The 21,551-nt window shown below is 50.2% G+C and carries 19 protein-coding genes and 1 tRNA gene; 16 read left to right on the top strand and 4 right to left on the bottom strand.

Features of this window, described 5'->3' with window-relative positions; all coding sequences use genetic code 11:
* The first annotated feature begins 60 nt into the window (after nucleotides 1-60).
* The 4 genes from cutA (at nucleotide 61) to FC814_RS06650 (ending at nucleotide 2,866) form a co-directional block, all read left to right on the top strand.
* Nucleotides 61-399 carry a divalent cation tolerance protein CutA gene (cutA, locus tag FC814_RS06635; protein ID WP_085461256.1) on the top strand — a complete coding sequence of 113 codons (339 nt, stop codon included), beginning with the start codon at nucleotides 61-63 and terminating at the stop codon, nucleotides 397-399.
* On the top strand, nucleotides 375-2,072 hold the full coding sequence (gene dsbD / locus FC814_RS06640) for a protein-disulfide reductase DsbD (RefSeq protein ID WP_137325686.1): 1,698 nt from the start codon (nucleotides 375-377) through the stop codon (nucleotides 2,070-2,072). Before cutA ends, dsbD begins: the two co-directional genes overlap by 25 nt.
* Nucleotides 2,073-2,108: 36 nt before the next feature.
* On the top strand, nucleotides 2,109-2,684 hold the full coding sequence (locus tag FC814_RS06645) for a transcriptional regulator (protein ID WP_001188520.1): 576 nt from the start codon (nucleotides 2,109-2,111) through the stop codon (nucleotides 2,682-2,684).
* Nucleotides 2,685-2,790: 106 nt separating this feature from the next.
* Nucleotides 2,791-2,866, top strand: a tRNA-Phe gene (locus tag FC814_RS06650).
* Nucleotides 2,867-2,937: 71 nt separating this feature from the next.
* Here the strand turns inward: FC814_RS06650 and FC814_RS06655 are convergent.
* Nucleotides 2,938-3,210, bottom strand: a complete 273-nt coding sequence (locus tag FC814_RS06655; RefSeq protein ID WP_000405640.1) for a GNAT family N-acetyltransferase — start codon at nucleotides 3,208-3,210, stop codon at nucleotides 2,938-2,940.
* Nucleotides 3,211-3,221: 11 nt separating this feature from the next.
* On the bottom strand, nucleotides 3,222-3,452 hold the full coding sequence (gene yjdI, locus FC814_RS06660) for a 4Fe-4S mono-cluster protein YjdI (protein ID WP_000371865.1): 231 nt from the start codon (nucleotides 3,450-3,452) through the stop codon (nucleotides 3,222-3,224).
* Between the two features lie 178 nt (nucleotides 3,453-3,630).
* Between yjdI and FC814_RS06665 the strand changes: the two genes are divergently transcribed.
* The 5 genes from FC814_RS06665 to FC814_RS06685 all read left to right on the top strand — a co-directional run bounded on the left by FC814_RS06665 (nucleotide 3,631) and on the right by FC814_RS06685 (nucleotide 10,387).
* Nucleotides 3,631-5,262: a sensor histidine kinase gene (locus FC814_RS06665; RefSeq protein ID WP_016159910.1), complete on the top strand. Its 1,632-nt coding sequence runs from the start codon at nucleotides 3,631-3,633 to the stop codon at nucleotides 5,260-5,262.
* Entirely contained in the window at nucleotides 5,259-5,978 is a 720-nt protein-coding gene (dcuR, locus tag FC814_RS06670) for a two-component system response regulator DcuR (RefSeq protein WP_000611279.1), read from the top strand. Before FC814_RS06665 ends, dcuR begins: the two co-directional genes overlap by 4 nt.
* A 571-nt stretch (nucleotides 5,979-6,549) precedes the next feature.
* Complete coding sequence (gene dcuB, locus FC814_RS06675) at nucleotides 6,550-7,890, top strand: anaerobic C4-dicarboxylate transporter DcuB (RefSeq protein ID WP_000899528.1); 1,341 nt, start codon at nucleotides 6,550-6,552, stop codon at nucleotides 7,888-7,890.
* Between the two features lie 77 nt (nucleotides 7,891-7,967).
* Nucleotides 7,968-9,614 (top strand): class I fumarate hydratase, encoded by a 1,647-nt coding sequence (fumB, locus tag FC814_RS06680; RefSeq protein ID WP_000066143.1) that lies wholly within the window; start codon nucleotides 7,968-7,970, stop codon nucleotides 9,612-9,614.
* 122 nt (nucleotides 9,615-9,736) lie between these two features.
* Complete coding sequence (locus FC814_RS06685) at nucleotides 9,737-10,387, top strand: DUF2238 domain-containing protein (protein WP_105280888.1); 651 nt, start codon at nucleotides 9,737-9,739, stop codon at nucleotides 10,385-10,387.
* Here the strand turns inward: FC814_RS06685 and melA are convergent.
* Nucleotides 10,384-11,739 carry an alpha-galactosidase gene (melA, locus tag FC814_RS06690; RefSeq protein WP_085461271.1) on the bottom strand — a complete coding sequence of 452 codons (1,356 nt, stop codon included), beginning with the start codon at nucleotides 11,737-11,739 and terminating at the stop codon, nucleotides 10,384-10,386. The genes FC814_RS06685 and melA overlap by 4 nt on opposite strands.
* Before the next feature lie 260 nt (nucleotides 11,740-11,999).
* On the opposite strand from melA, the gene melR reads away from it, so the two are divergent.
* The 7 genes from melR to pmrB all read left to right on the top strand — a co-directional run bounded on the left by melR (nucleotide 12,000) and on the right by pmrB (nucleotide 21,458).
* Nucleotides 12,000-12,908 carry a transcriptional regulator MelR gene (gene melR, locus FC814_RS06695; protein WP_001090775.1) on the top strand — a complete coding sequence of 303 codons (909 nt, stop codon included), beginning with the start codon at nucleotides 12,000-12,002 and terminating at the stop codon, nucleotides 12,906-12,908.
* A gap of 197 nt (nucleotides 12,909-13,105) precedes the next feature.
* The gene (gene adiA, locus FC814_RS06700) at nucleotides 13,106-15,373 is read left to right on the top strand and encodes an arginine decarboxylase (RefSeq protein ID WP_077629710.1); all 2,268 of its coding nucleotides are present in this window, start codon (nucleotides 13,106-13,108) and stop codon (nucleotides 15,371-15,373) included.
* 336 nt (nucleotides 15,374-15,709) lie between these two features.
* A complete protein-coding gene (locus FC814_RS06705) occupies nucleotides 15,710-16,471 on the top strand; it encodes an AraC family transcriptional regulator (RefSeq protein WP_001217089.1) in 762 nt (253 codons plus the stop codon).
* Between the two features lie 136 nt (nucleotides 16,472-16,607).
* Complete coding sequence (gene adiC, locus FC814_RS06710; RefSeq protein WP_000093133.1) at nucleotides 16,608-17,945, top strand: arginine/agmatine antiporter; 1,338 nt, start codon at nucleotides 16,608-16,610, stop codon at nucleotides 17,943-17,945.
* A gap of 103 nt (nucleotides 17,946-18,048) precedes the next feature.
* Complete coding sequence (gene eptA, locus FC814_RS06715) at nucleotides 18,049-19,692, top strand: phosphoethanolamine transferase EptA (protein WP_137325687.1); 1,644 nt, start codon at nucleotides 18,049-18,051, stop codon at nucleotides 19,690-19,692.
* Complete coding sequence (gene basR, locus FC814_RS06720) at nucleotides 19,689-20,357, top strand: two-component system response regulator BasR (RefSeq protein ID WP_000697918.1); 669 nt, start codon at nucleotides 19,689-19,691, stop codon at nucleotides 20,355-20,357. The genes eptA and basR overlap by 4 nt, the downstream gene beginning before the upstream one ends.
* Entirely contained in the window at nucleotides 20,358-21,458 is a 1,101-nt protein-coding gene (gene pmrB, locus FC814_RS06725) for a two-component system sensor histidine kinase PmrB (RefSeq protein ID WP_001052143.1), read from the top strand.
* Here pmrB and pmrR read toward each other — a convergent pair.
* The gene (gene pmrR, locus FC814_RS23445; protein WP_000797657.1) at nucleotides 21,434-21,523 is read right to left on the bottom strand and encodes an LpxT activity modulator PmrR; all 90 of its coding nucleotides are present in this window, start codon (nucleotides 21,521-21,523) and stop codon (nucleotides 21,434-21,436) included. The genes pmrB and pmrR overlap by 25 nt on opposite strands.
* Nucleotides 21,524-21,551 lie beyond the last annotated feature (28 nt).

Here is a 21,551-nt window from a genome sequence, read left to right on the forward strand (position 1 = left end):
CCCTCGTCCGTTGTATAGTGACCTCTCTCTTGCGGTTCCATCTGTTCTTGCGAGGTGTTTATGCTTGATGATAAAAGTTCGAATACCGCGTCTGTCGTGGTGCTGTGTACCGCACCGGATGAAGCGACAGCCCAGGATTTAGCCGCCAAAGTGCTGGCAGAAAAACTGGCGGCCTGTGCAACCCTGATCCCTGGCGCAACCTCACTCTATTACTGGGAAGGTAAGCTGGAACAGGAATATGAAGTACAGATGATCTTAAAAACCGACAACGCTCACCAGCAAGCTCTGCTGGAATGCCTGAAGTCTCATCATCCGTATCAAACCCCGGAGCTTCTGGTTTTACCTGTTATACACGGAGACACAGATTACCTCTCATGGCTCAACGCATCTTTACGCTGATCCTGCTACTTTGCAGCACTTCCGTTTTTGCCGGATTATTCGACGCGCCGGGACGTTCACAATTTGTCCCTGCGGATCAAGCCTTTGCTTTTGATTTTCAGCAAAACCAACATGACCTGAATCTGACCTGGCAGATCAAAGACGGTTACTACCTCTACCGTAAACAGATCCGCATTACGCCGGAACACGCGAAAATTGCCGACGTGCAGTTACCGCCTGGCGTCTGGCATGACGATGAGTTTTACGGCAAAAGCGAGATTTATCGCAAGCGACTGACGCTTCCTGTAACCATCAACCAGGCTACGGCTGGCGCGACATTAACTGTCACTTACCAGGGCTGCGCTGACGCTGGTTTCTGCTATCCACCAGAAACCAAAACCGTACCGTTAAGCGAAGTGGTTGCCAACAACGCAGCGCCACAGCCGATGTCTGTCCCGCAGCAAGAGCAGCCCGCCGCGCAATTGCCCTTTTCTGCGCTCTGGGCATTGTTGATCGGTATCGGCATCGCCTTCACCCCCTGCGTACTGCCGATGTACCCACTGATTTCCGGCATCGTGATGGGCGGTAAACAGCGGCTCTCCACCACCAGAGCATTGTTGCTGACCTTTATTTATGTGCAAGGGATGGCGCTGACCTACACGGCGCTGGGTCTGGTGGTTGCCGCCGCAGGGTTACAGTTCCAGGCGGCGCTACAGCATCCTTACGTGCTTATTGGCCTCGCCATCGTCTTTACCTTGCTGGCGATGTCGATGTTTGGCTTGTTTACCCTGCAACTCCCCTCTTCACTGCAAACGCGCCTCACGCTGATGAGCAATCGCCAACAGGGTGGCTCGCCCGGCGGTGTGTTTGTTATGGGGGCGATTGCCGGTTTGATCTGCTCACCATGCACCACCGCGCCGCTTAGCGCGATTCTGCTATATATCGCCCAAAGCGGAAACATGTGGCTAGGCGGCGGCACACTTTATCTCTATGCGCTGGGCATGGGTCTACCGCTGATGTTAATTACCGTCTTTGGCAACCGTCTGCTGCCGAAAAGCGGTCCGTGGATGGAACAGGTCAAAACCGCGTTTGGTTTTGTGATCCTCGCACTGCCGGTCTTCCTGCTTGAGCGAGTGATTGGCGATATATGGGGATTACGCTTGTGGTCGGCGCTTGGCGTCGCATTCTTTAGCTGGGCCTTTGTCACCAGCTTACAGGCCAAATGCGGTTGGATGCGCATTGTGCAAATAATCCTACTGGCAGCGGCGTTGGTTAGCGTGCGCCCACTCCAGGACTGGGCATTTGGTGCGACGCATACCGCACAAACTCAGGCGCATCTCAACTTTACACCAATCAAAACGGTGGATGAGTTAAATCAGGCGCTCGTTGAAGCCAAAGGCAAACCTGTAATGTTAGATCTCTATGCCGACTGGTGCGTTGCCTGTAAAGAGTTCGAGAAATACACCTTTAGCGACCCACAGGTGCAAAAAGCGTTGGCTGACAAAGTCTTACTTCAGGCCAACGTCACCGCTAATGACGCACAAGATGTGGCGCTATTAAAACATCTAAATGTCCTTGGACTGCCGACAATTCTCTTTTTTGACGGACAAGGCCAGGAGCATCCACAAGCACGCGTCACGGGCTTTATGGATGCTGAAACCTTCAGCGCACATTTGCGCGATCGCCAACCGTGAACGACACTTGCAGTGGGAAAGACGGAGGAAAATAGCGTGCAACGTGAAGATGTACTGGGAGAAGCCCTGAAATTATTAGAATTACAAGGGATTGCCAACACCACGCTGGAGATGGTTGCTGAACGTGTGGATTATCCACTGGACGAGCTGCGTCGCTTCTGGCCAGACAAAGAGGCAATCCTCTACGACGCGCTGCGCTATCTTAGCCAACAGATAGATGTCTGGCGTCGTCAGTTGATGCTGGACGAAACGCAAACCGCCGAACAAAAGCTGCTGGCGCGTTATCAGGCGTTATCAGAGTGCGTTAAAAACAACCGCTATCCGGGCTGTCTGTTTATCGCTGCCTGTACGTTTTATCCCGATCCTGGTCACCCTATTCATCAACTGGCCGATCAGCAAAAAAGCGCGGCCTACGATTTCACCCACGAACTATTAACCACGCTGGAAGTTGACGATCCTGCGATGGTGGCAAAGCAGATGGAACTGGTGCTGGAAGGCTGTTTAAGCCGAATGCTGGTGAATCGTAGCCAGGCGGATGTCGATACCGCACACCGGCTGGCGGAAGATATTCTGCGCTTCGCCCGCTGCCGCCAGGGTGGCGCACTGACCTGACAGAAACACAGAAAAGAAGCGATTTGCCGCAATCTTAAGCAGTTGAATCGCTTTTACTGAAATTAGGTTGACGAGATGTGCAGATTACGGTTTAATGCGCCCCGTTGCCCGGATAGCTCAGTCGGTAGAGCAGGGGATTGAAAATCCCCGTGTCCTTGGTTCGATTCCGAGTCCGGGCACCACTAATTCCTGAGAACCCGCCTACAAGGCGGGTTTTTGCTTTTGGGAATACGTCCTTCCTGCCTTCGCCCCATCAACTGCGAATATCATCATACTCACGCGTTTTATCAAATTCGTGTTTCGCAAACGGGCACAGCGGGATAATTTTCCGTTTTTCCTGGCGCATTTTTTCCACGACTTTCGCTACCAGTTGTTTACCAATCCCCTGCCCTTTCAGGCTTTCATCAACATCGGTATGTTCAATAATCGCTAAATTCTCTCCGGTCGGCACAAAGACAATTTCAGCTATTTGATTTCCCTGCGCATCATTGATGTAAAATTTATTATGACCCTCACGTATTTCCATTTTCCCCTCACTTATTTATGACGGTATTTCAATGCACCGCTGGGACATGTATCAATAACATTCACGACGGTAGCGACGTCTACTTCATCCGGCATAATCCACGGCTTACGTTTGAGATTAAACAGTTTGCTATTACCGCGCACACAATTACCGGAATGCTGACATATTGCGGTGTTGAAATAGACATCGACCTTTTCGCCGGTATAGCAGCGATAACCAACATCCAGTAGTTCCTGATCCATGACCTTCTCTCCCTCATAAGTATGGTTTTCGCTATAAGCATAGCTCTCGAATCGCCAGACGACACCGGAAGTTTCAGTTACCAAATCCGCTTCCCCGGATGGCCAATCCCCTTACTCCCTTTGAATTACCCGCAGCATCAGAGATAATGCTTAGGAAATTTGTCATACAAGGAAGCTGATGAGACATTCACTGCCCTGCCGCATGTTACGCAAACGTCCGATGAAACTCAGTACCACGGTGATCTTAATGGTCAGCGCAGTGCTGTTCTCGGTGCTGCTGGTAGTGCATCTGGTTTACTTCTCGCAAATCAGCGATATGACGCGTGACGGGCTGGCCAACAAGGCACTGGCCGTGGCGCGTACCCTCGCCGACTCGCCGGAAATTCGTCAGGGCTTGCAGAAAAAACCGCAGGAGAGCGGTATCCAGGACATCGCTGAAGCTGTACGTAAACGCAACGATCTGCTGTTTATTGTCGTTACCAATATGCAAAGTCTTCGCTACTCGCACCCTGAAACCCAACGCATTGGTCAGCTCTTTAAAGGGGACGACATCCTGAAGGCGCTCAACGGCGAGGAAAATGTCGCTATTAATCGCGGTTTTCTGGCGCAGGCTTTACGCGTATTTACCCCTATCTACGACGAAAATCATAAGCAGATCGGCGTGGTGGCGATTGGCCTGGAGTTAAGCCGCGTAACGCAGCAGATCAATGACAGCCGCTGGAGCATTATCTGGTCAATTTTATTCGGTGTGCTGGTTGGCGGGCTGGGTACATGGATTTTAGTCAAAGTACTTAAGCGCATCCTGTTCGGCCTGGAGCCTTACGAAATCTCAACTCTGTTTGAGCAACGCCAGGCAATGCTGCAATCAATCAAGGAAGGTGTCGTTGCCGTAGACGCGCGCGGCGAGGTCACACTCATCAATGATGCTGCGCAAGAACTGCTTAATTATCACAAATCCCAGGATGACGAAAAGCTATCGACACTGAGTCAGGCATGGTCGCAGGTGGTGGATGTCTCGGAAGTATTACGTGACGGCACGCCGCGACGAGATGAAGAGGTTACCGTCAAAGATCGGCTATTACTCATCAACACCGTACCCGTACGCAGCAATGGCGTTATCATCGGAGCCATCTCTACCTTCAGGGACAAAACGGAAGTTCGTAAGCTAATGCAACGGTTGGATGGGCTGGTCAACTATGCCGACGCACTTCGTGAACGCTCCCACGAATTTATGAACAAATTACACGTGATTCTCGGATTATTACATCTGAAGAGTTATAAGCAGTTGGAAGATTACATTCTAAAAACAGCCAACAACTATCAGGAAGAGATTGGCTCTTTGCTGGGTAAAATCAAATCTCCGGTTATCGCTGGTTTTTTAATCAGCAAGATTAACCGCGCGACCGATTTAGGCCATACGCTGATATTAAATAGTGAGAGCCAGTTGCCAGACAGCGGTAGTGAAGATCAAGTCGCAACGTTAATTACCGCGTTGGGAAATCTGATAGAAAACGCGCTGGAGGCATTAGGGCAAGAACCCGGTGGTGAAATCAGCGTTACGTTGCACTACCGTCACGGCTGGCTGCACTGTGAAATTAACGATGATGGTCCGGGAATTTCCCCCGACAAAATCGATCACATTTTTGAAAAAGGTGTCTCGACAAAAGGAAGTGAACGAGGCGTCGGTCTGGCACTTGTCAAACAACAGGTTGAAAATCTCGGCGGCAGCATTGCCGTGGAATCGGAACCCGGGATTTTCACACAATTTTTTGTCCAGTTACCCTGGGATGGGGAGAGGTCGAGCAAATGATCAATGTATTAATTATCGATGACGATGCAATGGTAGCGGAGTTGAATCGCCGATACGTGGCGCAGATCCCTGGTTTTCAATGCTGCGGAACAGCCTCGACACTGGAGAAAGCCAAAGAGATTATCTTCAACAACGAAACACCTATCGACCTGATCTTGCTCGATATCTATATGCAAAAAGAAAACGGGCTCGATTTACTGCCTGTCCTGCACAACGCTCGATGCAAAAGCGATGTGATTGTCATCTCCTCAGCTGCTGATGCCGCAACCATTAAGGATTCTCTGCATTATGGCGTCGTTGATTATCTAATCAAACCGTTCCAGGCATCACGTTTTGAAGAGGCGCTCATCGGCTGGCGACAAAAGAAAATGGCGCTGGAGAAACATCAATACTATGACCAGGCCGAGCTGGATCAGCTAATTCATGGCAATTCATCTAACGAACAGGATACCCGCCGTCTGCCAAAAGGCTTAACGCCGCAGACTTTACGCACGCTGTGCCAGTGGATTGACGCTCACCAGGACTATGAATTTTCAACCGACGAGCTGGCCAACGAGGTTAACATCTCTCGCGTTTCCTGCCGCAAATATCTGATCTGGCTAGTGAATTGTCACATCTTAGTTACCAGTATCCATTATGGCGTCACCGGTCGTCCGGTTTATCGCTACCGTATTCAGGCAGAGCATTACTCATTACTGAAGCAATATTGCCAATAACGCGTTATTAGTTATCTGGAAGTAACAATTATTGCAGTAATGCAAACCGGCACTGGCACAAGTTACATCAGCCATCAGTAAAACTTGTGCCAGATCAAATATAATTATCCCTCTTCATCCCCTGCGAATTAATATCAATTCGGATAAATAGAGTTTTTAATTTCAAAACGCTAACAAAAGTTAATTAACTATTATGTCACCCGTATTATGTGTATTTTTACCCATAAATAGGTAGATCAGAATAATCTATAAAGTTGATGACATCCGTCTGTAGAACAAAAAATAGACCAATAAATATCAACAAGATAGCGCAAAAACAGACCATTAACATCTGCGAAACACAAACTATAACCCCATCGCCAGAGAGTATTTTTCTCTGAAAAAAACACTTATCACAGTGCATAAATTTACTGCTGCCTGAATCAGCCAATATTCACTGTGAAGTATTTGCTCGAGCCAGCAACGACCAAACGGATATTTAGTCAGTCTCTGATAACAGTTCATCCAAAACAGAATGTGGCTGTGATCTATTTGGCAAGAATTTAAATGGGATTATCGCGAGGGTTTACACATGTTATTTACCATCCAACTTATCATAATACTGATATGTCTGTTTTATGGTGCCAGAAAGGGCGGTATCGCGCTGGGTTTATTAGGCGGTATCGGCCTGGTCATTCTGGTCTTCGTCTTCCATCTTCAGCCGGGTAAACCACCGGTTGATGTCATGCTGGTCATCATTGCGGTGGTGGCAGCATCGGCGACCTTGCAAGCCTCTGGCGGTCTGGATGTTATGCTGCAAATTGCCGAAAAACTGCTGCGTCGCAATCCGAAATATGTTTCCATCGTCGCGCCGTTTGTCACCTGTACGCTGACCATTCTTTGCGGTACGGGTCACGTGGTTTACACCATCCTGCCGATCATCTACGACGTTGCGATTAAGAACAACATCCGTCCGGAACGCCCAATGGCGGCGAGCTCTATCGGCGCGCAGATGGGGATTATCGCCAGTCCGGTGTCGGTTGCCGTAGTATCGCTGGTCGCAATGCTGGGGAACGTAACCTTTGATGGTCGTCACCTTGAGTTCCTCGACCTGCTTGCGATTACCATCCCCTCTACCTTGTTAGGTATCCTGGCGATCGGTATTTTCAGTTGGTTCCGTGGTAAAGATCTGGACAAAGACGAAGAGTTCCAGAAATTCATCTCCGTACCGGAAAACCGTGAGTACGTTTACGGTGACACCGCCACGCTGCTGGATAAAAAACTACCGAAAAGCAACTGGCTGGCAATGTGGATCTTCCTCGGGGCAATCGCGGTGGTCGCACTTCTTGGTGCTGATTCTGACCTGCGTCCGTCTTTTGGCGGCAAGCCGCTGTCGATGGTACTGGTTATCCAGATGTTTATGCTGCTGACCGGGGCGTTGATTATTATCCTGACCAAAACCAATCCCGCGTCCATCTCAAAAAATGAAGTCTTCCGTTCCGGTATGATTGCCATCGTGGCGGTATACGGTATCGCGTGGATGGCCGAAACCATGTTCGGTGCGCATATGTCTGAAATTCAGGGCGTACTGGGCGAAATGGTGAAAGAGTATCCGTGGGCTTATGCCATTGTTCTGTTGCTGGTCTCCAAGTTTGTTAACTCCCAGGCCGCTGCACTGGCAGCAATTGTTCCGGTTGCACTGGCGATTGGCGTTGACCCGGCATACATCGTGGCTTCAGCACCGGCTTGCTATGGTTATTACATCCTGCCGACCTATCCGAGCGATCTGGCAGCGATTCAGTTTGACCGTTCCGGAACCACCCACATCGGCCGCTTCGTCATCAACCACAGCTTTATTTTGCCAGGGTTGATTGGTGTGAGCGTATCGTGCGTCTTCGGCTGGATCTTCGCTGCGATGTACGGGTTCTTGTAATTGCACTCTGCGTGCTGCCCGTCGCTGTGCGGCACGCCATTTTCGTATAACAAATACAGAGTTACAGGCTGGAAGCTATGTCAAATAAAGAGTTTATTTATCAGGCGCCTTTCCCGATGGGGAAAGACAATACCGAGTACTATCTGCTCACATCCGATTACGTTAGTGTTGCCGAATTTAACGGCGAAACCATCCTGAAAGTGGAACCTGAAGCCCTGACCTTGCTGGCGCAGCAAGCCTTCCATGACGCTTCTTTCATGCTCCGCCCGGCACACCAGCAACAGGTAGCTTCTATTCTTCATGACCCTGAAGCCAGCGAAAACGATAAGTATGTGGCGCTGCAATTCTTGAGAAACTCCGAAATCGCAGCCAAAGGTGTATTGCCGACCTGCCAGGATACCGGCACCGCCATCATCGTCGGTAAAAAAGGTCAGCGAGTGTGGACCGGCGGCGGTGATGAAGAAGCCTTATCAAAAGGTGTCTATAACACTTATATCGAAGATAACCTGCGCTATTCACAAAACGCACCGCTGGACATGTACAAAGAGGTCAACACCGGCACTAACCTGCCTGCGCAAATCGACCTGTACGCAGTGGATGGCGACGAGTACAAATTCCTCTGCGTCGCCAAAGGCGGCGGTTCTGCCAACAAAACGTATCTCTATCAGGAAACCAAAGCCCTGCTGACTCCGGGTAAACTGAAAAACTTCCTCGTTGAGAAAATGCGTACTCTCGGCACCGCAGCCTGCCCGCCGTACCATATCGCGTTTGTGATTGGCGGCACGTCTGCGGAAACCAACCTGAAAACCGTCAAGTTGGCAAGTGCTCACTATTACGATGAGCTGCCGACTGAAGGGAACGAACACGGTCAGGCTTTCCGCGATGTCCAGTTAGAACAAGAACTTCTGATCGAGGCTCAGAAGCTCGGCCTCGGCGCGCAGTTTGGTGGTAAATACTTCGCTCACGACATCCGCGTGATTCGCCTGCCTCGTCACGGCGCATCCTGCCCGGTGGGTATGGGCGTCTCCTGCTCCGCTGACCGTAACATCAAAGCAAAAATTAACCGCGAAGGCATCTGGATCGAAAAACTGGAACACAATCCAGGCCAGTACATTCCGGAAGAACTGCGTCAGGCGGGTGAAGGCGACGCGGTGAAAGTCGATCTCAACCGTCCGATGAAAGAGATCCTCGCCCAGCTTTCGCAGTATCCGGTCTCTACTCGTCTGTCACTCACCGGCACCATTATCGTTGGTCGTGATATTGCGCACGCCAAGCTGAAAGAATTGATCGACGCCGGTAAAGAGCTGCCGCAGTACATCAAAGATCATCCGATCTACTACGCAGGTCCGGCAAAAACGCCAGCCGGTTATCCATCGGGTTCTTTAGGCCCAACCACCGCAGGCCGTATGGACTCTTACGTAGATCTGCTGCAATCCCACGGCGGCAGCATGATCATGCTGGCGAAAGGTAACCGCAGTCAGCAAGTCACCGACGCGTGTCATAAACACGGCGGCTTCTACCTCGGCAGCATTGGCGGCCCGGCGGCAGTGCTGGCACAGCAGAGCATTAAGCATCTGGAATGTGTCGCTTATCCGGAACTGGGTATGGAAGCTATCTGGAAAATCGAAGTAGAAGATTTCCCGGCGTTTATCCTGGTCGATGACAAAGGCAACGACTTCTTCCAGCAAATCGTCAACAAACAGTGCGCGAACTGCACTAAGTAACTTCTTTGGCCCAGCGCCTGGCGGCATACTGCCAGGTGATCCCCCTGGGCCACCTCTTTTGCGATTGTAATTTCACGCTTGCTGGTGAATAGTCAGTATTTTCCCTGACTTGCGAACTCACCATGACCCGCACACTCAAGCCGTTAGTTCTTAACACTGGCGCACTGGCGCTGACGTTAATCCTGATGTACACCGGAATTTCGGCCCATGACAAACTCACCTGGTTGATGGAAGTGACGCCGGTAATTATTGTCGTACCGTTGCTGCTTACCACCGCCAGACGTTATCCGTTAACGCCACTGCTTTATGCACTGATTTTCTTTCACGCCATCATCCTGATGGTCGGCGGTCAGTACACCTACGCGAAAGTCCCCATCGGTTTTGACGTGCAGGAATGGCTGGGATTGAGCCGTAATCCGTATGACAAGCTGGGGCATTTTTTCCAGGGACTGGTGCCTGCACTGGTAGCACGAGAAATCCTCGTGCGTGGGATGTACGTGCGCGGACGTAAAATGGTCGCGTTTCTGGTCTGTTGCGTGGCACTGGCGATAAGCGCCATGTATGAGTTGATCGAGTGGTGGGCGGCACTGGCGATGGGTCAGGGAGCGGATGATTTTCTTGGCACCCAGGGCGACCAGTGGGACACGCAATCCGATATGTTCTGCGCGCTGCTGGGCGCATTAACTACGGTGATATTCCTCGCCCGCTCTCATTGCCGCCAGTTACGGCGCTATGGCTTAATCACCAAAGCGCCGGACGCGATTACCCCTTAACGGTGCAACCAGCCTGGCAGCCAGTCGCCGTGGGCGGCAATCAGATCGTCAACAAGGGCATATATTTCGTCAATGCCCAGCACGGCAGCGGTGTGCGGATCCATCATCGCAGCGTGGTAAACACGGTCACGGTTTTCGGTGAGAATGGCTTCGGTGAGCAGCGTCTGTACGTTGATATTGGTTTGCATCAGGGCTGCCAGATGCGAAGGTAGCGTACCGACTTTGGTCGGCTGAATGCCATTAGCGTCAACCAGACAGGCCACTTCCACGCAACATCCTTGCGGCAGGTTATCAATCAAGCCATCGTTACGGACGTTACCATAAATCACGCTCGGCTCTCCGGTCCAGATAGCGTTCATGATTGTGCTGGCATATTCCCGTGATGGTTTAATATCAATCCGGGAGGCGTTCTTATACTCCTCCAGCTCTTTGTGCCAGTTCGCCAGCTGCTCGACGCAGCGTTTCGGGTACTCATCCAGCGGTACTTTATAACGCTCAATCAAATCCTCACGGCCTGGCTTAATAAACCACGGCGTATATTCGGCAAAATGTTCTGACGACTCCGTGACGAAGTAGCCCAGCTTTTTGAACATTTCATAGCGCACAATGTTCTGGCAGCGAGGATTCCCATGAATATTCGGCTTCGGTGCCTGACCTGCGTCATAAGCCGCCAGCAGTTCCGGGTAGAGATTCACGTAACTGCCGTCGGTGGTTTTGCGCTCCAGCTCCAGGTAAAACGCCATATGGTTGATACCCGCGCAACGATAACGCAGCGTGGCGGGATCAATATTGAGATCGCGCGCCAGCTCTTCCGCTGTTCCCTGCACCGAATGGCACAACCCTACCTGTTTGATATGCGGATAGCGGGCATACATCGCCCAGGTATTCATCGCCATCGGGTTAACGTAGTTGAGCATGGTGGCATCGGGGCAGACTTCCGTCATGTCCTCGCAAATTTGCCACAGGTGCGGAATGGTACGCAGTGCGCGCATAATGCCGCCCGGCCCCAACGTATCGGCAATGGTTTGTTCCAGACCATGCCGCTTACAGACCTCGAAATCAGTCACCGTGCAAGGTTCATAACCACCAATCTGAAATGCCACCACGACAAAATCAGCATCCTGTAAGGCTTCTTTCTGTTGCGTGTGGCAGGTGATTTTGCCGCTGGCCCCTGCTGAATCCATCAGCTTACGCACCACAATATGCGACTCTTCCAGGCGGGTGGGGTCAATGTCCATCAGGGCAATATGCGCCGTTTTCAGCGCCTCGCGATGAAACACATCACCAAGAATATTTTTTACGAAAATTGTCGAACCAGCGCCGATAAAAGTAATTTTGGGTGCAGACATCATTCAGGTCTCCAGGCTTGCTTGAATGATTTCATCATGGCAGGCGATGTCGCAGAAAACCTCCGGCTTCCCTGTTGAGCATTCCCAAAAGCTCAGATCCAGGGTTACTTAGCAGTAAATATGAGTTTTTGGGACTAAATTGACTGAAAAACAGAGTAATTAGCCCTTATAAAATCCTCTCTCTTTATGTTTTGTGTCGTCATTCGCAGTCATCCTCAGCTACTCATGACATAATTCTGATAATCCAGGAAAGAGATCCATCCATGAACACAGACACGTTTATGTGCAGCAGTGATGAAAAGCAGACCCGCAGCCCGCTGTCGCTGTACTCGGAATATCAGCGAATGGAGATTGAATTTCGTGCGCCGCATGTCATGACCACCAGCCACTGGCATGGTCAGGTTGAAGTGAATGTGCCTTTCGATGGCGATGTGGAATACCTGATCAACAATGAACAAGTGAATATCAATCAAGGGCATATCACGCTGTTCTGGGCCTGTACGCCGCACCAACTAACCGATACCGGAACTTGTCAGAGCATGGCGATTTTTAATCTGCCGATGCATCTGTTTCTCTCCTGGCCTCTGGATAAAGACCTTATAAACCACGTCACTCACGGCATGGTGATTAAATCGCTGGCGACACAGCAACTTAGCCCCTTTGAAGTGCGCCGCTGGCAGCAGGAATTGAACAGCCCGAATGAGCAAATCCGCCAGCTCGCCATTGATGAAATTGGCCTGATGCTCAAGCGATTTAGCCTCTCCGGCTGGGAACCGATTTTGGTCAATAAAACCTCGCGCACGCACAAAAACAGCGTCTCGCGTCATGCGCAATTTTACGTCAGCCAGATGCTGGGCTTTATTGCAGAAAACTATGACCAGGCGCTGACCATCAACGACGTGGCTGAGCACGTCAAACTAAACGCCAACTATGCGATGGGGATATTTCAGCGAGTCATGCAGTTGACGATGAAACAGTACATTACCGCAATGCGCATCAACCACGTTCGCGCGTTACTCAGCGATACCGATAAAAGTATTCTCGATATTGCCCTGACGGCAGGTTTTCGTTCGAGCAGTCGTTTTTACAGTACTTTCGCCAAATATGTCGGCATGTCGCCGCAACAATACCGCAAACTTAGCCAACAACGCCGCCAGACGCTTCCCGGTTAAAAACGATATCAGTATCAGCCAAAAAAATAATTTAGCTGTCGATAATAAACATTGAAAATTAATTGAAAAATTAATATAAGCTTCTGTTTATAATAATAAAAAATTAAAAACGTTTATTTTTCAATCGCTTTACAGCCTGAAATGCCCGGAAGATACTTGCCCGCAACGAAGATTCCTTCACAACCGGGTAAACAATGATGAAAGTATTAATTGTTGAAAGCGAGTTTCTACATCAGGACACCTGGGTCGGTAGCGCCGTTGAGCGTCTGGCGAATGCCTTGAGTCAACAAAATGTTACCGTCATTAAATCAACCTCATTTGATGATGGTTTTGCCATTCTCTCTTCAAATGAAGCCATTGATTGTCTGATGTTCAGTTATCAAATGGAGCATCCGGACGAACATCAAAACGTCAGAGAATTGATCGGTAAACTTCATGAACGCCAGCAAAACGTGCCGGTATTCCTGTTAGGCGATCGGGAAAAATCAATCGCCGCGCTGGATCGCGACCTGCTGGAGCTTGTCGATGAATTCGCCTGGATTCTGGAAGATACTGCCGATTTTATTGCCGGGCGCGCCATCGCCGCGATGACCCGCTACCGTCAACAGTTGTTACCGCCACTGTTCAGCGCGCTGATGAAATATAGCGACATCCATGAGTATTCCTGGGCCGCGCCGGGTCACCAGGGCGGTGTGGGGTTCACTAAAACGCCAGCCGGACGTTTCTACCATGACTATTATGGTGAAAACCTGTTCCGCACCGATATGGGTATCGAACGAACTTCTCTCGGTTCTTTGCTCGACCATACTGGCGCATTTGGCGAAAGTGAAAAATATGCCGCGCGCGTATTTGGTGCCGATCGCTCCTGGTCAGTCGTTGTTGGCACTTCAGGTTCTAACCGCACCATCATGCAAGCCTGCATGACGGATAACGACGTGGTCGTTGTTGACCGTAACTGCCACAAATCCATTGAACAAGGCTTAATGCTGACTGGCGCGAAACCGGTATACATGGTGCCAAGCCGCAACCGCTACGGCATTATCGGGCCAATCTATCCGCAGGAAATGCAGCCTGAAACCTTGCAGAAGAAAATCAGCGAAAGCCCGCTGACTAAAGACAAAGTCGGGCAAAAACCGTCTTACTGCGTGGTGACCAACTGCACCTATGACGGCGTGTGCTATAACGCCAAAGACGCGCAGGATCTGCTGGAAAAAACCTCTGATCGTCTGCACTTCGACGAAGCCTGGTATGGCTACGCACGGTTTAACCCAATCTATGCCGATCACTATGCAATGCGCGGTGAACCGGGCGATCACAATGGCCCAACCGTTTTCGCTACCCACTCCACACATAAACTGCTGAATGCGCTGTCGCAGGCGTCTTATATTCATGTACGTGAAGGTCGGGGCGCGATTAACTTCTCCCGCTTTAATCAGGCATACATGATGCATGCCACCACTTCCCCACTGTATGCCATCTGCGCATCAAACGATGTGGCTGTATCAATGATGGACGGCAACAGCGGTCTGTCACTGACTCAGGAAGTGATCGACGAAGCGGTCGATTTCCGCCAGGCAATGGCACGGTTGTATAAAGAGTTTACTGACGAAGGTAGCTGGTTCTTTAAACCGTGGAATAAAGAAATGGTTACCGATCCGGAAACCGGCAAAACCTATGACTTTGCTGACGCGCCGCGCAAACTGCTGACCACCGTTCAGGACTGCTGGGTAATGCATCCGGGCGAAAGCTGGCACGGCTTTAAAGATATCCCGGACAACTGGAGTATGCTCGACCCGATTAAAGTCAGCATCCTCGCACCGGGGATGGGTGAAGACGGTGAACTGGAAGAGACAGGCGTACCTGCCGCACTGGTTACCGCATGGCTTGGCCACCACGGCATCGTGCCAACTCGCACCACCGATTTCCAGATTATGTTCCTGTTCTCAATGGGCGTGACCCGAGGGAAATGGGGAACTCTGGTTAACACCCTCTGTTCCTTCAAACGCCACTACGACGCCAACACACCACTGGCGCAGGTGATGCCGGAACTTGTTGAACAATATCCTGACACTTACGCGAATATGGGGATTCACGATCTGGGTGACAAAATGTTTGCCTGGCTGAAAGAAAACAACCCAGGAGCACGGTTGAACGAAGCCTATTCCGGCCTGCCGGTGGCGGAAATCACTCCGCGTGAAGCGTACAACGCGATTGTCGACAACAACGTTGAGCTGGTATCCATTGAAAATCTGCCAGGACGCATTGCGGCGAACTCAGTTATCCCGTATCCGCCAGGAATCCCGATGCTGCTGTCTGGTGAAAACTTCGGCGATAAAAACAGTCCGCAGGTAAGTTATTTACGCTCGCTGCAATCCTGGGATCATCATTTCCCTGGATTTGAACACGAAACTGAAGGTACTGAAATTATTGACGGTATTTACCACGTAATGTGTGTGAAAGCGTAACCACTATTCCGCTGAAGGCGTAATTGTTTTAATAACATTACGCCGCCTGGCCTGAGGCCTTTTGAGTATGGCAACGTTTTCATAAAAATTGCTGCAAACAAAAATGTCATGCTTTTTGCGCGGTCCCACCCCGCGCTTTTTTTTGTTTATTATTTACCCTTATTTACTCTGTAAAATTTTTTGTACATGAGAAATTACTATAAAAATTTGCAATATTAGTAAAACACGTTATTTTTATGCATGTTTTGATTCGTCATACAATTATATAACCCGTTCCCGGTATCTCTCTATGTTGGCGAGATCCACTATTTTTCTTTGCATTTCAGGAGTACATGTATGAGGATTTGCAGCAACCAACCTTGTATAGTTTTATTAACTGAAAAAGATGTCTGGCTAAGAGTGAATGGGAAAGAGCCTATAAGTTTAAAAGCTAACCATATGGCGTTATTAAGTTGTGAAAATAATATTATCGACGCCTCCTCTCTGAATAACACTTTGATTGCTTATATTAGCCTCGACATCATCAAAGATTATCTCCGTTTTCTGAATAAAGATCTCTCGAAAATACCGGTCTGGCAACGTAGCGCCACACCGATTATTTCCCTGCCATGCCTTACACCAGAGGTGTTTCGCGTTGCAGCGCAACATAGCACAGAGCCTGCTGAAACAGAGTCGGAAAAAGAACGAACACGTGCATTATTATTCACTGTGCTCTCTCGCTTTCTCGACAGTAAAAAATTCCTTTCTCTACTTATGTATATGTTACGTAATTGTGTTAGCGACAGCGTTTATCAAATCATTGAAAGCGATATCCATAAAGACTGGAATCTTAGTATGGTAGCCAGTTGTTTATGTCTTAGCCCAAGTTTGTTAAAGAAAAAGCTGAAAAGCGAAAACACCAGTTATAGCCAAATAATAACCACCTGCCGGATGCGTTATGCTGTAAATGAATTAATGATGGATGGAAAAAATATCTCACAGGTGTCACAGTCCTGTGGCTACAACAGCACGTCTTACTTTATTTCTGTATTTAAAGACTTCTATGGCATGACGCCACTCCATTATGTTAGCCAACACAGAGAACGTTCTGTCGCCTGATTTATAACCTTTACAAAGAGATATATTAATAACGGCATCAGCGATAACCCGGCTGACGATAATTCAATGCGCGAATGCAGGCGTATGATATGACGTAATTTATTGTCACGAAGCTCGCCTTCGCAGGAGTTTAATTATGTCTTCGGATGCTGATGCTCACAAAGTGGGCTTAATCCCCGTTACTCTGATGGTGTCGGGGAATATTATGGGGTCAGGTGTCTTTCTGTTACCTGCAAACCTGGCCTCGACTGGCGGTATTGCTATATATGGTTGGTTGGTGACGATTATCGGTGCTTTGGCTTTATCGATGGTCTACGCCAAAATGTCGTTCCTCGATCCCAGCCCTGGCGGTTCATATGCCTACGCGCGCCGCTGTTTTGGTCCTTTTCTCGGATATCAAACCAACGTTCTCTACTGGCTGGCCTGCTGGATCGGCAATATCGCCATGGTGGTCATTGGCGTCGGCTATTTGAGCTATTTCTTCCCGCTCCTCAAAGATCCGTGGGTATTAACCATCACCTGCGTGGTGGTGCTGTGGATCTTCGTTCTGCTTAATATCGTCGGTCCGAAAATGATCACCCGCGTGCAGGCCGTCGCTACCGTGCTGGCGCTGATTCCAATCGTCGGGATTGCCGTATTCGGCTGGTTCTGGTTCCACGGAGAAACCTATATGGCGGCATGGAACGTCAGCGGCCTGGGCACCTTCGGCGCGATTCAAAGCACCTTAAACGTTACGCTGTGGTCATTTATCGGGGTGGAAAGTGCGTCTGTTGCAGCGGGTGTGGTGAAAAACCCGAAACGCAACGTCCCTATCGCCACCATTGGCGGGGTATTGATTGCCGCCGTTTGCTATGTGCTCTCGACCACCGCGATTATGGGGATGATCCCCAACGCCGCACTGCGCGTTTCCGCCTCACCTTTCGGTGATGCTGCACGGATGGCGCTGGGTGATACCGCAGGAGCCATTGTCTCCTTCTGTGCGGCGGCTGGTTGCTTAGGTTCGCTGGGTGGCTGGACACTACTGGCCGGGCAAACGGCGAAAGCCGCTGCCGATGACGGTCTGTTCCCACCGATTTTTGCCCGCGTCAACAAAGCAGGCACACCGGTAGCCGGGTTGATTATCGTCGGTATCCTGATGACTATCTTCCAGTTCAGCAGCATTTCGCCAAACGCAACCAAAGAGTTCGGTCTGGTCTCTTCCGTATCGGTAATCTTTACCCTGGTGCCTTATCTTTATACCTGTGCCGCTTTACTGCTTTTAGGCCACGGTCACTTTGGTAAAGCGCGTCCGGCGTATCTGGCCATCACCACTATCGCCTTCCTTTACTGCATCTGGGCGGTAGTCGGTTCTGGTGCACAAGAGGTCATGTGGTCATTTGTCACGCTGATGGTAATCACCGCAATGTACACACTGAACTACAACCGACTGCATAAAAACCCCTATCCTTTAGATGCACCAATAAGCAAAGATTAAGCCCCCTTAATCCAGCAAACATAAAAGCCAACCTTAAGAACTTAAGGTTGGCTTAACTTTGCTTTGCGAGCATATGCGCACTTTGTTCGATGGAAACACCGTGATGTTGAAGCGCCTTCTAAAAAGACCCTCTTTGAATTTACTCGCCTGGCTATTGCTGGCCTCTTTTTATATTGCTATCTGCCTGAACATTGCCTTTTTTAAACAGGTTTTACAGGCGTTACCGCTGGATTCAATGCATAACGTGCTGGTTTTCTTGTCGATGCCGGTCGTCGCGTTCAGCGTGATTAATATTGTCCTGACGCTAGGCTCTTTCTTATGGCTTAATCGTCCGCTGGCCTGCCTGTTTATTCTTGTCGGCGCGTCTGCGCAATATTTCATAATGACTTATGGCATCGTCATCGACCGTTCGATGATTGCCAATATCATGGATACCACACCTGCGGAAAGCTACGCGTTAATGACACCGCAGATGTTATTAACGCTAGGGTTAAGCGGGGTTCTTGCTGCACTGATTGCCTGCTGGGTAAAAATCAAACCCGCAGTCTCACGCCTGCGTAGCGTTCTTTTCCGTGGGGTCAATATTCTGATTTCTGTACTGCTGATTCTGCTGGTCGCCGCGTTGTTTTATAAAGACTACGCCTCGCTGTTTCGTAACAACAAAGAGCTGGTGAAATCCTTAAGCCCCTCCAACAGCATTGTTGCCAGTTGGTCATGGTATTCCCACCAGCGACTGGCAAATCTGCCGCTGGTTCGCATTGGCGAGGATGCACACCGCAACCCGTTAATGCAAAACGAGAAACGTAAAAATCTGACCATCTTGATCGTCGGCGAAACCTCGCGGGCAGAGAATTTCTCACTCAACGGCTACCCACGTGAAACCAATCCACGGCTGGCGAAAGATAATGTGGTCTATTTCCCCAATACCGCGTCTTGCGGCACGGCAACGGCTGTCTCTGTGCCATGCATGTTCTCGGATATGCCGCGTGAGCATTACAAAGAAGAGCTGGCACAGCACCAGGAAGGCGTGCTGGATATCATTCAGCGAGCGGGCATTAATGTGTTGTGGAATGACAACGACGGTGGCTGCAAAGGTGTCTGCGACCGCGTACCACACCAGAATGTCACCGCGCTGAACCTGCCCGGCCAGTGCATCAATGGCGAATGCTATGACGAGGTGCTGTTCCACGGGCTGGAAGAGTACATCAATAACCTGCAAGGTGATGGCGTGATTGTCTTACACACCATCGGTAGCCACGGCCCGACCTATTACAACCGCTATCCGCCGCAGTTCAGGAAATTTACCCCCACCTGCGACACCAACGAGATCCAGACCTGTTCCAAAGAACAACTGGTGAACACTTACGATAATACGTTGCTCTACGTCGACTATATTGTTGATAAAGCAATTAATCTGCTGAAAGAACATCAGGATAAATTTACCACCAGCCTGGTTTATCTTTCTGACCACGGTGAATCGTTAGGTGAAAATGGCATCTATCTACACGGCCTGCCTTATGCCATCGCGCCTGATAGCCAAAAACAAGTACCGATGCTGCTGTGGTTGTCGGAGGATTATCAAAAGCGGTATCAGATTGACCAGAGCTGCCTGCAAAAACAGGCACAAACACAGCACTATTCACAGGACAATTTATTCTCAACCCTGTTGGGATTAACCGGCGTCGAGACGAAGTATTACCAGGCTGCGGATGATATTCTGCAAACTTGCAGGAGAGTGACTGAATGAAAATACTGATTGTTGAAGACGATACGCTGTTATTGCAGGGGCTGATTCTGGCGGCACAAACCGAAGGCTACGCGTGCGATGGCGTCACGACCGCGCGGATGGCGGAACAAAGCCTGGAAGCCGGGCACTACAGCCTGGTGGTGTTGGATTTAGGTTTACCCGACGAAGATGGGCTGCATTTTCTCGCCCGTATCCGGCAGAAAAAATACACCCTGCCGGTACTGATCCTCACCGCTCGCGACACCCTGACCGACAAAATCGCCGGGCTGGATGTCGGTGCCGATGACTATCTGGTAAAACCTTTTGCGCTGGAAGAGTTACACGCCCGCATCCGCGCCCTGCTGCGACGCCATAATAATCAGGGCGAAAGCGAGTTGATTGTTGGCAATCTGACGCTGAATATGGGGCGCCGTCAGGTATGGATGGGCGGCGAAGAATTGATTCTGACGCCCAAAGAATATGCTCTGCTATCGCGGCTGATGCTCAAAGCAGGCAGCCCGGTGCATCGGGAAATTCTCTACAACGATATCTATAACTGGGATAACGAACCCTCGACCAACACCCTGGAAGTGCATATCCACAACCTGCGCGACAAAGTGGGCAAAACACGTATCCGCACCGTGCGCGGCTTTGGCTATATGCTGGTCGCGAATGAGGAAAACTAATTGAATCTGATGCGTTTTCTGCGCCGACCAATGTCGCTGCGTCAACGGCTGATATTGACCATCGGCGCTATTCTGCTGGTTTTTGAGCTGATTAGCGTCTTCTGGCTATGGCATGAAAGTACCGAGCAAATTCAGCTCTTTGAGCAGGCGCTACGTGACAATCGCAACAACGATCGCCACATCATGCGTGAGATCCGCGAAGCGGTTGCCAGCCTGATTGTTCCCGGCGTATTTATGGTCAGCCTGACACTATTTATCTGCTATCAGGCAGTGCACCGCATCACTCGCCCGCTGGCGGAACTGCAAAAAGAACTGGAAGCGCGCACCGCTGACAACTTAACGCCCATTGCCATTCATAGCGCCACTCTCGAAATCGAAGCGGTGGTTTCGGCGTTGAACGATCTGGTCAGTCGCCTGACCAGCACGCTGGATAACGAAAGGTTGTTTACCGCTGACGTCGCTCACGAACTGCGAACGCCGCTGGCGGGGGTGCGTTTGCATCTGGAACTGCTGGCGAAAACGCATCATATCGATGTGGCGCCGTTAGTCGCACGGCTTGATCAGATGATGGAGAGCGTCTCCCAGTTGTTGCAACTGGCGCGCGCCGGACAGTCATTTTCTTCCGGTAATTATCAGCATGTAAAACTGCTGGAAGATGTGATCCTGCCCTCCTATGACGAACTCAGCACCATGCTCGACCAGCGTCAACAAACTTTGCTGTTACCAGAGAGCGCCGCTGACATCACTGTTCAGGGCGACGCGACCCTGCTGCGGATGTTATTGCGTAACCTGGTAGAAAACGCCCATCGCTATAGTCCAGCAGGCAGCAACATTATGATTCAGCTGCAAGAAGATGGCGGTGCGGTAATGGCGGTTGAAGACGAAGGGCCTGGCATTGATGAGAGTAAATGCGGAGAGTTGAGCAAAGCGTTTGTACGAATGGACAGCCGTTATGGCGGGATTGGTCTGGGATTAAGTATTGTCAGCCGCATCACACAGTTGCATCACGGGCAGTTTTTCCTGCAAAACCGGGAAGAGGCTTCCGGCACGCGCGCCTGGGTACGGCTGAAAAAAGATCAGTACGTGGCAAACCAGATATAGAGAAAGCTGCTGACTACCAGCACGCTAAACACAGTCGTTAAACTTTCATAAACACGGTTTTTCATTGCACTCTCCTCCGTTGTCCTGGAGGAG

The organism is Escherichia sp. MR, from assembly GCF_005280595.1.
GTDB lineage: Bacteria > Pseudomonadota > Gammaproteobacteria > Enterobacterales > Enterobacteriaceae > Escherichia > Escherichia ruysiae.

Excerpts from the sequence above, each read along its gene's own strand:
- eptA (WP_137325687.1), top strand. The coding sequence starts at position 18,049 with ATGTTGAAGCGCCTTCTAAAAAGACCCTCTTTGAATTTACTCGCCTGG.
- pmrR (WP_000797657.1), bottom strand. The coding sequence starts at position 21,523 with ATGAAAAACCGTGTTTATGAAAGTTTAACGACTGTGTTTAGCGTGCTG.
- adiC (WP_000093133.1), top strand. The coding sequence starts at position 16,608 with ATGTCTTCGGATGCTGATGCTCACAAAGTGGGCTTAATCCCCGTTACT.
- fumB (WP_000066143.1), top strand. The coding sequence starts at position 7,968 with ATGTCAAATAAAGAGTTTATTTATCAGGCGCCTTTCCCGATGGGGAAA.
- cutA (WP_085461256.1), top strand. The coding sequence starts at position 61 with ATGCTTGATGATAAAAGTTCGAATACCGCGTCTGTCGTGGTGCTGTGT.
- FC814_RS06655 (WP_000405640.1), bottom strand. The coding sequence starts at position 3,210 with ATGGAAATACGTGAGGGTCATAATAAATTTTACATCAATGATGCGCAG.
- adiA (WP_077629710.1), top strand. The coding sequence starts at position 13,106 with ATGAAAGTATTAATTGTTGAAAGCGAGTTTCTACATCAGGACACCTGG.
- melR (WP_001090775.1), top strand. The coding sequence starts at position 12,000 with ATGAACACAGACACGTTTATGTGCAGCAGTGATGAAAAGCAGACCCGC.
- basR (WP_000697918.1), top strand. The coding sequence starts at position 19,689 with ATGAAAATACTGATTGTTGAAGACGATACGCTGTTATTGCAGGGGCTG.
- FC814_RS06685 (WP_105280888.1), top strand. The coding sequence starts at position 9,737 with ATGACCCGCACACTCAAGCCGTTAGTTCTTAACACTGGCGCACTGGCG.
- FC814_RS06705 (WP_001217089.1), top strand. The coding sequence starts at position 15,710 with ATGAGGATTTGCAGCAACCAACCTTGTATAGTTTTATTAACTGAAAAA.
- dsbD (WP_137325686.1), top strand. The coding sequence starts at position 375 with ATGGCTCAACGCATCTTTACGCTGATCCTGCTACTTTGCAGCACTTCC.
- dcuR (WP_000611279.1), top strand. The coding sequence starts at position 5,259 with ATGATCAATGTATTAATTATCGATGACGATGCAATGGTAGCGGAGTTG.
- dcuB (WP_000899528.1), top strand. The coding sequence starts at position 6,550 with ATGTTATTTACCATCCAACTTATCATAATACTGATATGTCTGTTTTAT.
- yjdI (WP_000371865.1), bottom strand. The coding sequence starts at position 3,452 with ATGGATCAGGAACTACTGGATGTTGGTTATCGCTGCTATACCGGCGAA.
- FC814_RS06665 (WP_016159910.1), top strand. The coding sequence starts at position 3,631 with ATGAGACATTCACTGCCCTGCCGCATGTTACGCAAACGTCCGATGAAA.
- melA (WP_085461271.1), bottom strand. The coding sequence starts at position 11,739 with ATGATGTCTGCACCCAAAATTACTTTTATCGGCGCTGGTTCGACAATT.